The organism is Yersinia sp. 2540 StPb PI, from assembly GCF_052217165.1.
Taxonomy (GTDB): Bacteria; Pseudomonadota; Gammaproteobacteria; order Enterobacterales; family Enterobacteriaceae; genus Yersinia; species Yersinia enterocolitica_E.
Genome location: NZ_JAZGQC010000001.1, coordinates 1,074,836 through 1,087,242, shown reverse-complemented (window position 1 = coordinate 1,087,242; position 12,407 = coordinate 1,074,836). Strand labels below are relative to the sequence as shown.

The following is a 12,407-nucleotide window of genomic DNA, read 5'->3' as shown; positions in this document are numbered from 1 at the left end:
TAACCCGTGAATAGATTAACGAGAACTCACTATGAATCACCAGCAACCGCCTATCAATCACCCACAACTGAGAGTTGAAAATCTCAGTAAAACCTTCGTACTACACCACCAGCATGGTATTCGCTTGCCGGTATTGCATCAAACCTCACTGGAAGTGAGTAGCGGTGAATGTGTGGTATTACACGGCCATTCCGGCAGCGGTAAATCTACTCTGCTACGCTCTTTATATGCCAACTATCTGCCAGACAGCGGTCATATCTGGGTCAAGCATCAGGGGGAATGGCTCGACATTGTGGCAGCCCCAGCGCGACAAATTATGGCGGTACGCCGTCATACCGTGGGTTGGGTCAGCCAATTCTTGCGGGTGATCCCACGGATCAGTGCATTAAATGTGGTGATGCAACCGCTACTGGAGCTTGGCGTTGAACGCCATATATGCCAACAACGCGCGCAGGATCTCCTGACTCGCCTTAATGTTCCACCACGGTTATGGGATCTGGCCCCCTCGACCTTTTCCGGCGGCGAGCAGCAGCGGGTCAATATCGCCCGTGGTTTTATCAAAGATTACCCCATATTGCTGCTTGATGAGCCAACGGCCTCGCTCGACAGCACCAATAGCGCGGCAGTTGTTAGCCTGATTGATGAAGCTAAACAGCGAGGGGCCGCCATCATTGGAATTTTCCACGATGAGGCCGTACGTAACCATGTCAGTGATCGCTTACTGGTCATGACGCCCTTTCCCGCCGATGCCAGTCCGGAGATACCTGCATGATCCTCAATAACATCAACCTTATTCTTGAAGATCAGGTGGTCAACGGATCACTCGAAATCAAAAACGGGGTTATCCACAATTACAGTGATCGCCCAACCCAACTCTCTGCCGCCATAGATGGACAAAATGGCTGGCTGTTGCCGGGATTGATCGAGCTGCATACCGATAATCTGGATAAGTTTTTTACCCCACGCCCCAACGTTGATTGGCCAGCTCATTCGGCGATGAGCAGCCATGATGCGCTGATGGTTGCCAGTGGGATCACCACCGTGTTGGACGCAGTGGCGATTGGCGATGTACGCGATGGCGGGCATCGTCTGGATAATCTGCAAAAAATGATTAATGCGGTGGTGGATAGTCAGCGGGCGGGACTGAACCGGGCAGAACACCGGATTCATTTACGTTGTGAATTACCTCATGAAAGTACTCTGCCGCTGTTTGAAGAACTGATGATGCAGCCTGAACTGTCATTGGTATCGCTGATGGATCACTCACCAGGCCAGCGTCAATTCGCCTCCCGGGCAAAATATCGTGAGTATTATCAGGGCAAATACCATCTTAATGATCAACAAATGGCAGAGTTTGAGGAAGAGCAAATCACACTATCAGCGCGCTGGTCCGCGCCGAATCGAACAGCGATCGCCGATCACTGCTCTCAGCGGGGCATTGCCCTCGCCAGCCACGATGATGCCACGGCGGAACATGTGGCACAATCACAAGCACTGGGCAGTGTGATTGCTGAATTTCCAACCACGGAGGTGGCAGCCAGAGCGTCACATCAGCATGGTTTACAAGTATTGATGGGCGCGCCAAATATCGTCCGTGGCGGCTCCCATTCAGGCAATGTTGCAGCACACCAACTGGCCGCTATTGGAGTACTGGATATCTTATCGTCTGACTATTACCCGGCCAGCTTGCTGGATGCGGCCTTTCGTATCGCACACGATGCAACCAATAGCTTCACCTTACCGCAAGCGGTTAATTTGGTAACACGTAATCCTGCCAACGCCTTGGGACTAAAGGATCGCGGTGTTATTGCCGAAGGTAAACGAGCTGATTTGATACTGGCACGCGCTCATGACAGTGCGCAAAGTAAACATGTGTACGTGCAAAACGTCTGGCGTCAGGGAATACAGGTGTTCTGATGGGGCGCTTAATCTATCTGATGGGGGCATCGGGGGCCGGAAAAGATTGCCTACTGTCGGCTCTGCGGGCAGCCAATCCGGCAAATATTATCGTGGCACATCGTTATATCACCCGCCAGGCCAATGCCGGGGCGGAAAACCATGTTGCGCTGAGTGAACAGGAGTTTTTACTGCGGGCGGCCCAAGGATTATTCGCGTTGTACTGGCAAGCACATCAGTATCGCTATGGGATAGGTATTGAGATTGATATCTGGCTACAAAACGGGCTGGATGTGGTGGTTAATGGCTCCAGAGCTTATCTGCCAGAGGCACAACAGCGCTATCCCGACCAACTTTTGCCGCTCTGTCTGACGGTTTCTCCGGTTATTTTGGCGCAACGATTGCAACAACGTGGCCGAGAGAACAGTGAACAGATCAATGCACGATTACAACGGGCGCAGCACTATCAGCAACAGCTACCGGTTAACTGTTTACAACTGTCTAATGATGGTGAGTTGCACCACACACTGGGGCAGTTACAACAATTACTGGTAGCTCCCCTAGCTGGTAAAGAAATGGGGGATAAAAAATGGAACTGACACTGTTAGGCACCGGATGCGCCCAGCAGGTGCCGGTATTTGGTTGTGACTGCGTGATTTGTGCTAAAGCCAGAGTGCAGCCCGCATTGGGCCGCAAACCTTGCAGTGCCATGTTGCGATATCAAGGGGAAACTACCTTGATTGATGCCGGATTACCGACACTGGATCAGCAGTTTACTGCGGGGGAAATTCAGCGTTTTTTGCTTACACATTACCACATGGATCATGTTCAGGGGTTATTTCCGTTACGTTGGGGATGCGGAAATTCGATCCCGATCTACGGACCGCCGGATCCAGACGGCTGTGACGATCTGTTCAAACATCCTGGAATTCTGCATTTTCAGCCGCCGATGGCCGCATTCCAGACCATCCATTTTGGTGACTTACGGGTCACACCGGTGCCGCTAACCCATTCCAAAATAACCTTCGGCTATTTATTGCAAAGCCCCAGCCGGACCATCGCCTATTTAACCGATACCGTCGGGCTACCCGCTGATAGTGCGCTATTTCTGACCAGCAAAAATATCGATCTGCTGGTGCTGGATTGCAGCCATCCGCCGCAGACGCCGCCGCCACGCAATCATAATGATGTAACCATCGCGTTAGCCATTAAGGATTTGCTAATGCCACAACAGACGTTGCTGACCCACGCCAGCCACCAACTTGATCGATGGTTGCTTGACCACCCATTACCGGCAGAGGTGGCAATCGCCCATGATAATCAGACGATTACCCTATTATGATCAACGCTGCTGCATCTGAGCGGAGGTTAAGATTGTCACGCCCTCTTTCGGCGGCGCAAAAGCCTGATCCAGCATCGCCTGAGCTACATCTTTGCCTTTAATCAAGCGCCACTTATCCGGCAATAAGGCAAACAGAGGTGCACTTAGGCTCTCCATCAAGCGGGGCTTGTCGCGCTGACCCGCCAGCATTGAGGGCCGGGCAAAAGTAAGTTGTGGCCAGCCCTGAGCCTGTAAGTCACGCTCGGCCTCACCTTTGGTGCGGTTATAAAACACCCATGAGTTGGCATTAGCCCCCATCGCGCTTACCAATAGAAAATGCCGTGCGCCCAGCCGCAAGCCGGTTTCACCAGCGGCCAATACCAAGCGATAATCCACCAAACGAAATGCCGCCTGGCTGCCAGCTTGCTTACGAGTGGTCCCCAAACAGCAAAAGACCAAATCCACCGGTTGATCCAAGGTTTTCAGCAACTCACCGATATTTTCACCCTGCGGATTAATCAGTTTATTCATGGCTGGCAAGGGATTACGGCTAGGTGCAATGATGGATGTCACTCTGGCATCCAAACGTAACAGGCGCAGTAATTCGCCCCCCACCAGGCCACTTGCGCCCAGTAATAATACCTTCGCCATCTGACCTCCTGCCTTCTGGTATTGATGATAATGCCGCGAAAAAGTGCAGAAACAATTATTGAAATCAATCGTTATGAATAATACATACCAGAAACACTATACCCTATATAATTCGAGTTGCATGAAGGCGGCAACTGAGCGAATCCTCAAGAGTTTACATAAGTAAGTGACTGGGGTGAACAAAGGCAGCCAACACACATGCAGCTTGAAGTATGACGGATATATGACATAGCATCGAGAAATAGCAGTTATCATTAAAACAGGGAATTTATAGTGAAGAGTCTTGCTGCCAATACAGTTTTTTGCCAAAACCAAGGGTATTATTGGTCATCTTGATTTCCAGCAGATTGAGCTGCCAGAGTGGGGCGGATACCACTTTAGCCACCGGAAAACGGCGGCAGTAGCGCTGGCGGGCGCGGTGTTCCGCATCTCCCGTTAATTCGCTTATCTCTGCGCGGTATTGAATACCTTTAATCAAGGCTACTGTACGCGGCTGGGTGGCTATGGTGCCGACAACCTGTGGGTTTATCTGCATCAGTTCACCATGTCGGGTGTGCTTTTCTGTCATGATAAAAAGTGCCATCTGTGTTTCGTCAAATACGTAAAAACAGTTGGCACACCACATATCGATACCACTGCCCGCACACAGCGTCAGTACATGTTGCTGGCGCAGAAAGCGGTTAATACCAAGCAGATCCTCAGGGTTATTCACGTCACTCATAATTCACAACACCCTCTGGCTTAGAAATAGTCCTGATTGTACATCAAGTCCCCCGCAACAAGCAGCTCTGCGGCTATTCAGTTGAGCTTACTCACACTGAAAAGCCATTGCCCCTCCTTCCCCATACTTATCTCTGAGCAGGGGATCATTGCCAGCATATCCTTCCTGATAATAGGGTCTTAGCCGAGAAACAACCTAATAACGTGATTTAGCTAACATTTACCGCATAAGGCACATATGAATTTATATGCAAAATTTACGTATAAATTTGGATGTAACAAATAATTATGGATTAACAAATAAAATACAAAAACTATTAAGAACCCGCTCTCATTACTAATATTGGATAATAATAAGCCTGCCAATGTATCCGTCGTGTTAAATATAACCTTACTGTTTTGCATAACATACAGTACAGTTTTGAATAAACAACGTTTAAAATGAATAAAATCGATAAATTATTCATTTTTTAGTCATGTCACCTTTTAAAATCGGTAGAAAACATGACTTGAGTCACAGAATGAATAAGTGTTATGACTAAAATAGCCACCATCAGTTCATTGCTCGTAAACCTTGATTAAAAAATAGAGACCTTACGTAAATGGAAAATAACAACAAAAAAATGGCGCATATAAGGCGAACAACGCATTTAATGATGCCGGCACATCGTAGTTATTTTAACTTTTCTTATTATCACTATAGATAACATCCTCCCTGCGATGACATCCACTTTTATTGGATAGTCATTGTCTATGCACAATATTTAACAAATGCGAAAAGTGTTTACGACCTTTACGTTGAGTTAACTATTGTCTGCTTTCTCCGAAGAGACTAACACTCGATTATATTTATACGTCTATCTGATTGTGGGTTTTTATTAACCAATCGATACTCAGCCTGTGTTATTCATCTTTCAGCAGAAACATAGCTATCCTGTAAAATTTACTGTCACCTTTGTCATTAATGCTAAATGACCAGAGGATCACTGCGTCTGAAATTCAGTCACGGTGTTACGCAGAAAGCAGCCAAGACTATTAATGAATGTTATTTCATTGATACGGACTGCTATACAAAAAATTTAATGGCAATTAACTTAAATAAACCAACAAATAATGTAGGCGTAATTGTCACAGGCAATTTTAGTACGACCAGCGCACAGAAACCGGAGCGTACACCATGACCTTATAAATCATGGTTACGTGAGGATTTCGAGCACTGCTCAACCTCAAAGTGACAAGTAAAATAGCCTCTTAAAATAAAAGAGAATTTATGATGAAAAAATTAAATATCGCGGCAAGTTTATCGGCAATACCTTGCTTTGAATCACAGCGCGAAGTCGTAGATGTTTTACATACCGATTTTACTGATATTGCAGCCGTGGTGCTTTCAGTTCAGGACATTAATAATGGTGTAATTGATAGCATTCATGAGTTGGGTTTAGAGATTCCAATTTTTGCCGCTGTCTGCTGTGAAGAAGAGTTGAATACCGATGTATTACCCTCTTTAAATGGGGTATTTGAACTGTGTGGCGACAATACTGATTTTTATGGTAAACAACTGGAATCAGCCGCAGAAAAATATGAAAAAGAGCTGCTGCCACCGTTCTTTAGTACACTAAAGAAATACGTGGAGATGGGTAATTCTACCTTTGCTTGCCCTGGTCATCAGGGTGGTCAATTCTTCCGTAAACACCCAGCGGGCCGCCAATTTTTTGACTTCTACGGCGAAACTATTTTCCGCTCTGATATGTGTAATGCCGACGTAAAATTAGGTGATTTGCTTATTCATGAAGGCGCACCTTGTGATGCTCAAAAACATGCAGCAAAAGTATTTAACGCCGATAAAACTTATTTCGTACTGAACGGCACTTCGGCTTCTAATAAAGTCGCTACCAATGCGCTGTTAGCGCGTGGTGACCTGGTGCTGTTTGACCGTAATAACCATAAATCCAACCATCATGGTGCGCTGATTCAGGCCGGTGCAACACCGGTATATCTGGAAACTGCCCGTAACCCATTTGGCTTTATTGGTGGTATTGATGCCCACTGTTTTGAAGAAAAATACCTGCGTGAACAAATCCGTAGCGTAGCACCTGATCGTGCTAACGAAGCGCGCCCATTCCGTCTGGCTATCATCCAACTGGGTACTTATGACGGCACCATCTATAACGCTCGCCAGGTTGTGGATAAAATTGGCCACCTTTGCGACTATATTCTGTTCGATTCTGCTTGGGTAGGTTACGAACAATTCATTCCAATGATGAAAGATTGTTCACCATTATTACTTGAACTGAATGAAAATGATCCGGGCATTATCGTTACTCAATCAGTACATAAACAACAAGCCGGTTTCTCACAAACGTCGCAGATCCATAAAAAAGATAAACATATTAAAGGTCAGGATCGTTACTGCAATCATAAACGCTTTAATAACGCCTTTATGCTACACGCCTCCACCAGCCCATTCTATCCATTGTTTGCTGCTTTAGATGTTAACGCAAAAATGCATGAAGGCAAAAGTGGTCAACGCATGTGGCTTGATTGTGTTAAGACCGGTATTGAAGCACGTAAAATGATCTTGAATACCTGTAATATGATTAAGCCTTTTGTACCGGTAGAAGTTGATGGCAAACTGTGGCAGCAATATGACACCGATGCCATGGCACAAGACTTACGCTTCTTTAACTTTATTCCTGGCGAAAAATGGCATGCATTTGAAGGTTATGAAGAGTCACAATATTTTGTTGACCCATGCAAACTATTATTAACCACTCCGGGTATTGATACTAATACTGGTGAATATACAGCATCAGGGATCCCAGCAACCATTCTGGCTAACTTCCTGCGCGAAAATGGTATCGTGCCAGAAAAATGTGACCTCAACTCGATTCTATTCTTATTAACGCCAGCAGAAGACTTGGCGAAAATGCAGCACCTGGTCGCACAAATTGCCCGTTTTGAACGTTTCATCGAAGAAGATGCAATGTTAAGCGATGTATTACCTACTGTGTATCGTAATAATGAAACACGTTACAAAGGTTATACTATTGGCAAATTATGTCAGGAAATGCATGACCTTTATGTCAGCTATGATGTTAAACAGCTACAGAAAGAGATGTTCCGCAAACAGTATTTCCCTAAAGTTATGATGAATCCACAGGATGCCAATATTGAATTCGTCCGTGGTCATGCCGAATTAGTACCATTGTGTAAAGCCGAAGGTCGAATTGCTGCTGAAGGTGCGCTTCCTTACCCACCGGGAGTATTGTGTGTAGTCCCTGGTGAAGTTTGGGGGGGTGCTGCACAGCGTTATTTCCTGGCATTAGAAGAAAGTATTAATTTACTACCAGGGTTTGCGCCTGAGTTACAAGGCGTTTATTTACAAGTCGACGAAGATGGTTGGAACCGTGCATACGGTTATATGATGAAGCAATAAGTTAACAATAATAAATTTATACCCAATTTAGTTGGCGTTACAGCCTAGCGGCAAACGAAATAATCCCGAATCACTGGTTAACATTAAGTGATTCGGGTGACAACTCTATTTGCGTGGTCCAAGTAGGATGGACCGAGTAATGATAATCGCCAACAAGGCTGTAATTTCAAATAAAAAGGGATTTGACGACACCAATAACTCAAACCTGCGGGAATAAATTATTCCTGCAGTCTCTGAAATTAAAAAAGAGATAATAAAAATGAGTAAAACAAATAATAAGATGGGAGTAGTACAGCTAACAATTCTAACCGCCGTCAATATGATGGGGTCAGGAATAATTATGCTGCCAACCAAACTCGCCGAAGTCGGGACAATCTCTATCGTCTCATGGTTAGTCACCGCAGTAGGTTCAATGGCACTGGCCTATGCCTTCGCCCAATGTGGGATGTTCAGCCGTAAATCCGGTGGTATGGGCGGCTATGCTGAATATGCGTTCGGCAAATCTGGCAACTTTATGGCGAACTACACCTATGGTGCTTCACTGTTGATTGCCAATATCGCCATTGCAATCTCTGCGGTAGGTTACGGCACTGAATTGTTGGGAGCGACACTAACACCACTGGGTATTTGTATTGCAACCATTGGCGTGCTGTGGCTGGCAACAGTTGCTAACTTCGGTGGCGCGCGCATTACCGGGCAGATCAGTAGTGTTACTATCTGGGGGGTTATTATCCCAGTGGTCGGTATCTCAATCGTTGGTTGGTTCTGGTTTAGTGGTTCAGCCTATATGGCGGCCTGGAACCCACATGCAGTTCCCACTTTTGAAGCCATCGGCTCTTCAATCTCAATGACGCTGTGGGCCTTCCTTGGTCTGGAATCTGCTTGTGCCAATACTGATGCTGTCGAAAACCCTGAACGTAACGTTCCGATCGCCGTACTCGGTGGGACTTTAGGTGCAGCAGTTATCTATATCATCTCAACCAACGTGATTGCCGGTATCGTACCAAATATGGATTTGGCTAACTCTACAGCGCCGTTTGGCCTGGCATTCGCTTATATGTTCACCCCTGCGGTCGGTAAAATCATCATGGCATTGATGATCATGTCCTGCGTGGGTTCATTACTGGGTTGGCAGTTCACCATCGCTCAGGTATTCAAATCCTCTGCTGATGAAGGCTTCTTCCCGAAAATTTTCTCAAAAGTCAGTAAAGCCGATGCACCCATCAAAGGGATGCTGACCATTGTTGTCATCCAGAGTGTGCTGTCCCTGATGACCATTAGCCCGTCACTGAACAAACAGTTCAACGTGCTGGTCAATCTGGCGGTAGTCACCAATATCATCCCTTATATTCTGTCGATGGCGGCGCTGGTCATTATCCAGAAAACCGCCAATGTGCCACCAGCCAAAGCGCGTAAAGCCAATATCATTGCCTTCATTGGTGCGATGTATAGCTTCTATGCGCTTTACAGCTCAGGGCAAGAAGCCATGACATGGGGTGCGATTGTTACCTTCCTTGGTTGGACACTGTACGGTTTGGTTTCACCACGCTTTGAGTTTGCAGCAAAAACCAAATAACTCGCCATAACCCTGCGGGTGGAAGGTCACTTCCCCCGTATATTTAACCAATCAGGTGCCAGTAGATAAAAAATCAGGATACCGCAGCCGATTCCGGTAATAATGTTCCGCACCGCTACCCCCGGACTGGAATAAAATTATGTCGGACAGCCTATGGTATCTCTATCTACTGCGCACCCCCACTGGCATGCTCTATACCGGTATCACCACAGATGTAACACGGCGATTGGCCCAACATCAGGTAGGGAAAGGCGCGAAAGCGCTGCGAGGAAAAGGTGAGTTAACATTGGTATTTCAGTGTGAGGCAGGGGATAGATCGACAGCATTGAAGTTAGAATATCGGGTGAAGCAACTCAATAAGCAGCAAAAAGAAAAGCTGGTAATTAGCCAGCCTTCTTCGTTGCTATCGTTACCAGGCGTTAAAAGCGATTAAACGGGGCAGAGAACACCACTTCACCATCAGCACCCGCCAGTGCATCTTCCGCCAACGCATAAACCTGAAAAGCCTCTTCAGTACCGGGCCAACGGCAGGTCAATTGATGACGAGCCGCTGGTACAAAACCGAAACGCTGATAATAGGCTGGGGAGCCTAGCACCACGACAGCGGCATAGCCAAACTCATTCAGAGAGTCTAGCCCTTCGTAGACCAGTTTTTCAGCCAAACCCTGGCGGCGCAACCCCTCCGCCACGGCCAGTGGTGCCAGTGCGACCCATTGACGGTCTTCACCTCCCACCTCAACCGGGCTGAATGCTGCATAGCCAACCACACCGCCTTCATCGTCAGTTGCCACGATACCCAACGTCAATAAGCCATCTTCACGCAGTTGCTGTACCAGCTCGGCCTCTGCATCTTGCTTGAAGACTTGACGCAACAGGGCGTCTATCCCCGGCGCATCCACCGGAATTTCAACCCGGATCAGCACGATGCTAATGTACGGGAAGCACTCACCGCACCCTCTTGCTGACCTGCCTCGATAAATTCAGCCAGTTGTTGCAGGCCAACACGCAGTAGTGTTGGCATGGACTCCAACTCAATGGCATCCATTAGATTTTTGACATACAGGCCCAATTCGGTATCCCCTTCAATTCGTAACCGGCGCTGGAAAAACAGCGTATCCGGATCTTCTTTACGGGCAGCGATCAAAATCAGATCGTTGGCATCACCGCTAAAGCTCACATCAGCTTCAGCCTGTTGGCTTACGACCAGCCTACCGTGTTCTACTGTCATAAACCATTGCAATGCGAGGTCTCGCACTTCAATTTTTAACCAGCGGGATTCCAAAAATTCCAGTTCTCCGTCCAGCAGAGCCTGACGAAGTTGCCACCCCAGCACTTGCTCTATTACCTGACGTTTTAAGGCAAAGGGGGTCAATTTTAACGGACCCCGCAGTAGCGCCGGCCCTTGACGCACCAGACGTGCTCGTAGTTCTCCCAACACAGGCAGACTCCTTTTTGGTGATATCCCCTTTGTACTTGAAGCCGCAGGGGTGTTGGCTACCTGCAATTCCAATTACTTTGGGTATCAATCTGCATAAAATAAAGTTCTATTTTGCCACATTAGCAAAACCGGAAAGCGCGTTATATCGATAAATTTTGCACCAAGTTATCGCTGAAAGTATTGCTAAATATCAGAAGAATGACACCAATGCCAAAGAAACTGCCTTAAATCAAGGTCCGGGGGGAGCAGGTTAACTAGAATCGCCACTCGATAAAATTTTCATCGCCACGAATATCATCTTCGGATGGGGAACAATAATTGCCAGCGGTAACCTCAGCAAGGCGAGCCGTTGACTCATTCAGGAAAACTCTATGGAGCTGCTTTGTCCTGCCGGCAACTTACCCGCATTAAAGGCCGCCATCGATAATGGTGCCGACGCGGTTTATATTGGCTTGAAAGATGATACCAACGCCCGCCATTTTGCTGGCCTCAATTTCACCGATAAAAAGTTGCAGGAAGCGGTCAATTACGTTCATAGCCGCAAACGTAAACTGCATATCGCCATTAACACCTTCGCCCACCCTGACGGTTATTCCCGGTGGCAGCGGGCGGTGGATATGGCGGCACAACTTGGGGCGGATGCCCTGATCCTGGCTGATTTGGCCATGCTGGAATATGCCGCCGAACGTTACCCGGAGGTTGAGCGCCATGTATCGGTACAGGCGTCGGCCACCAATGATGAAGCTATCCGCTTTTATCAACGTCATTTCGATGTGGCGCGAGTGGTTTTACCACGCGTACTGTCAATGCATCAGGTGAAACAACTGTCGCGTACCAGCCCGGTGCCACTGGAGGTATTTGCCTTTGGCAGCTTATGCATTATGGCTGAAGGGCGTTGCTACCTTTCTTCCTATTTGACCGGTGAATCACCCAATACGGTCGGAGCCTGCTCTCCAGCGCGCTTTGTTCGCTGGCAGCAAACCCCACAGGGGATGGAGTCTCGCCTTAATGAAGTGCTGATCGACCGTTATGAAGATAATGAGAATGCCGGATATCCCACCCTGTGCAAAGGCCGTTATCGGGTAGACGGTCAGCGCTATCATGCGTTGGAAGAGCCAACCAGCTTGAATACGCTTGAGTTATTACCGGAGCTGTTTGCTGCCAACATTGCGTCAGTGAAAATTGAAGGCCGCCAACGCAGTCCAGCTTATGTCAGCCAGGTTGCCAAGGTCTGGCGACAGGCGATTGACCGCTATCAGGCCAACCCTTCGCAGTTTGTCGCCAAAGCGGAATGGATGGAACAACTGGGCGCAATGTCCGAAGGTACTCAAACTACATTGGGTGCTTATCATCGTAAGTGGCAGTAGCC

General features: G+C 47.4%; 13 protein-coding genes. 9 read left to right on the top strand and 4 right to left on the bottom strand.

What is annotated here, in order from left to right; translation table 11 throughout:
• The first annotated feature begins 52 nt into the window (after window positions 1-52).
• Genes phnL through phnP form a run of 4 tightly spaced genes read left to right on the top strand, consistent with a single transcriptional unit; the run spans window position 53 to window position 3,238 of the window.
• Window positions 53-772: a phosphonate C-P lyase system protein PhnL gene (gene phnL, locus V1956_RS04915; protein WP_372559810.1), complete on the top strand. Its 720-nt coding sequence runs from the start codon at window positions 53-55 to the stop codon at window positions 770-772.
• Window positions 769-1,917: an alpha-D-ribose 1-methylphosphonate 5-triphosphate diphosphatase gene (gene phnM, locus V1956_RS04910; protein WP_372557856.1), complete on the top strand. Its 1,149-nt coding sequence runs from the start codon at window positions 769-771 to the stop codon at window positions 1,915-1,917. Before phnL ends, phnM begins: the two co-directional genes overlap by 4 nt.
• On the top strand, window positions 1,917-2,495 hold the full coding sequence (gene phnN, locus V1956_RS04905) for a ribose 1,5-bisphosphokinase (protein WP_372557855.1): 579 nt from the start codon (window positions 1,917-1,919) through the stop codon (window positions 2,493-2,495). The genes phnM and phnN overlap by 1 nt, the downstream gene beginning before the upstream one ends.
• Window positions 2,486-3,238: a phosphonate metabolism protein PhnP gene (gene phnP / locus V1956_RS04900; RefSeq protein WP_372557854.1), complete on the top strand. Its 753-nt coding sequence runs from the start codon at window positions 2,486-2,488 to the stop codon at window positions 3,236-3,238. Before phnN ends, phnP begins: the two co-directional genes overlap by 10 nt.
• Here phnP and V1956_RS04895 read toward each other — a convergent pair whose 3' ends face one another.
• Complete coding sequence (locus V1956_RS04895; protein ID WP_372557853.1) at window positions 3,239-3,868, bottom strand: hypothetical protein; 630 nt, start codon at window positions 3,866-3,868, stop codon at window positions 3,239-3,241.
• Between the two features lie 268 nt (window positions 3,869-4,136).
• Window positions 4,137-4,589, bottom strand: coding sequence for a YhbP family protein (locus tag V1956_RS04890; protein ID WP_193784741.1), 453 nt, complete (start codon window positions 4,587-4,589; stop codon window positions 4,137-4,139).
• A 601-nt stretch (window positions 4,590-5,190) separates the two neighbouring features.
• On the opposite strand from V1956_RS04890, the gene speFL reads away from it, so the two are divergent.
• The 4 genes from speFL to V1956_RS04870 all read left to right on the top strand — a co-directional run bounded on the left by speFL (window position 5,191) and on the right by V1956_RS04870 (window position 10,033).
• Window positions 5,191-5,295, top strand: a complete 105-nt coding sequence (gene speFL, locus V1956_RS04885; protein WP_105877053.1) for a leader peptide SpeFL — start codon at window positions 5,191-5,193, stop codon at window positions 5,293-5,295.
• 566 nt (window positions 5,296-5,861) lie between these two features.
• Window positions 5,862-8,024, top strand: coding sequence for an ornithine decarboxylase SpeF (speF, locus tag V1956_RS04880; protein ID WP_372569846.1), 2,163 nt, complete (start codon window positions 5,862-5,864; stop codon window positions 8,022-8,024).
• Window positions 8,025-8,283: 259 nt separating this feature from the next.
• Window positions 8,284-9,600 (top strand): putrescine-ornithine antiporter, encoded by a 1,317-nt coding sequence (gene potE / locus V1956_RS04875; RefSeq protein ID WP_050085596.1) that lies wholly within the window; start codon window positions 8,284-8,286, stop codon window positions 9,598-9,600.
• A gap of 139 nt (window positions 9,601-9,739) precedes the next feature.
• The gene (locus V1956_RS04870; protein ID WP_083160882.1) at window positions 9,740-10,033 is read left to right on the top strand and encodes a GIY-YIG nuclease family protein; all 294 of its coding nucleotides are present in this window, start codon (window positions 9,740-9,742) and stop codon (window positions 10,031-10,033) included.
• On the opposite strand, the gene V1956_RS04865 is transcribed toward V1956_RS04870, so the two are convergent.
• Window positions 10,020-10,523 (bottom strand): GNAT family N-acetyltransferase, encoded by a 504-nt coding sequence (locus V1956_RS04865; protein WP_372557852.1) that lies wholly within the window; start codon window positions 10,521-10,523, stop codon window positions 10,020-10,022. The two genes, V1956_RS04870 and V1956_RS04865, sit on opposite strands and share 14 nt — an antisense overlap.
• On the bottom strand, window positions 10,517-11,038 hold the full coding sequence (gene ubiT, locus V1956_RS04860) for a ubiquinone anaerobic biosynthesis accessory factor UbiT (RefSeq protein ID WP_372557851.1): 522 nt from the start codon (window positions 11,036-11,038) through the stop codon (window positions 10,517-10,519). The genes V1956_RS04865 and ubiT overlap by 7 nt, the downstream gene beginning before the upstream one ends.
• Window positions 11,039-11,409: 371 nt before the next feature.
• Here ubiT and ubiU point away from each other — a divergent pair, with 371 nt between their 5' ends.
• Window positions 11,410-12,405: a ubiquinone anaerobic biosynthesis protein UbiU gene (ubiU, locus tag V1956_RS04855; RefSeq protein ID WP_083160887.1), complete on the top strand. Its 996-nt coding sequence runs from the start codon at window positions 11,410-11,412 to the stop codon at window positions 12,403-12,405.
• Window positions 12,406-12,407: the final 2 nt, after the last annotated feature.

Bases quoted from the DNA above. Each gene is read 5' to 3' on its own strand.
- phnM (WP_372557856.1), top strand. From the start codon at position 769: ATGATCCTCAATAACATCAACCTTATTCTTGAAGATCAGGTGGTCAAC.
- phnN (WP_372557855.1), top strand. From the start codon at position 1,917: ATGGGGCGCTTAATCTATCTGATGGGGGCATCGGGGGCCGGAAAAGAT.
- phnP (WP_372557854.1), top strand. From the start codon at position 2,486: ATGGAACTGACACTGTTAGGCACCGGATGCGCCCAGCAGGTGCCGGTA.
- V1956_RS04895 (WP_372557853.1), bottom strand. From the start codon at position 3,868: ATGGCGAAGGTATTATTACTGGGCGCAAGTGGCCTGGTGGGGGGCGAA.
- V1956_RS04890 (WP_193784741.1), bottom strand. From the start codon at position 4,589: ATGAGTGACGTGAATAACCCTGAGGATCTGCTTGGTATTAACCGCTTT.
- speFL (WP_105877053.1), top strand. From the start codon at position 5,191: ATGGAAAATAACAACAAAAAAATGGCGCATATAAGGCGAACAACGCAT.
- speF (WP_372569846.1), top strand. From the start codon at position 5,862: ATGAAAAAATTAAATATCGCGGCAAGTTTATCGGCAATACCTTGCTTT.
- potE (WP_050085596.1), top strand. From the start codon at position 8,284: ATGAGTAAAACAAATAATAAGATGGGAGTAGTACAGCTAACAATTCTA.
- V1956_RS04870 (WP_083160882.1), top strand. From the start codon at position 9,740: ATGTCGGACAGCCTATGGTATCTCTATCTACTGCGCACCCCCACTGGC.
- ubiU (WP_083160887.1), top strand. From the start codon at position 11,410: ATGGAGCTGCTTTGTCCTGCCGGCAACTTACCCGCATTAAAGGCCGCC.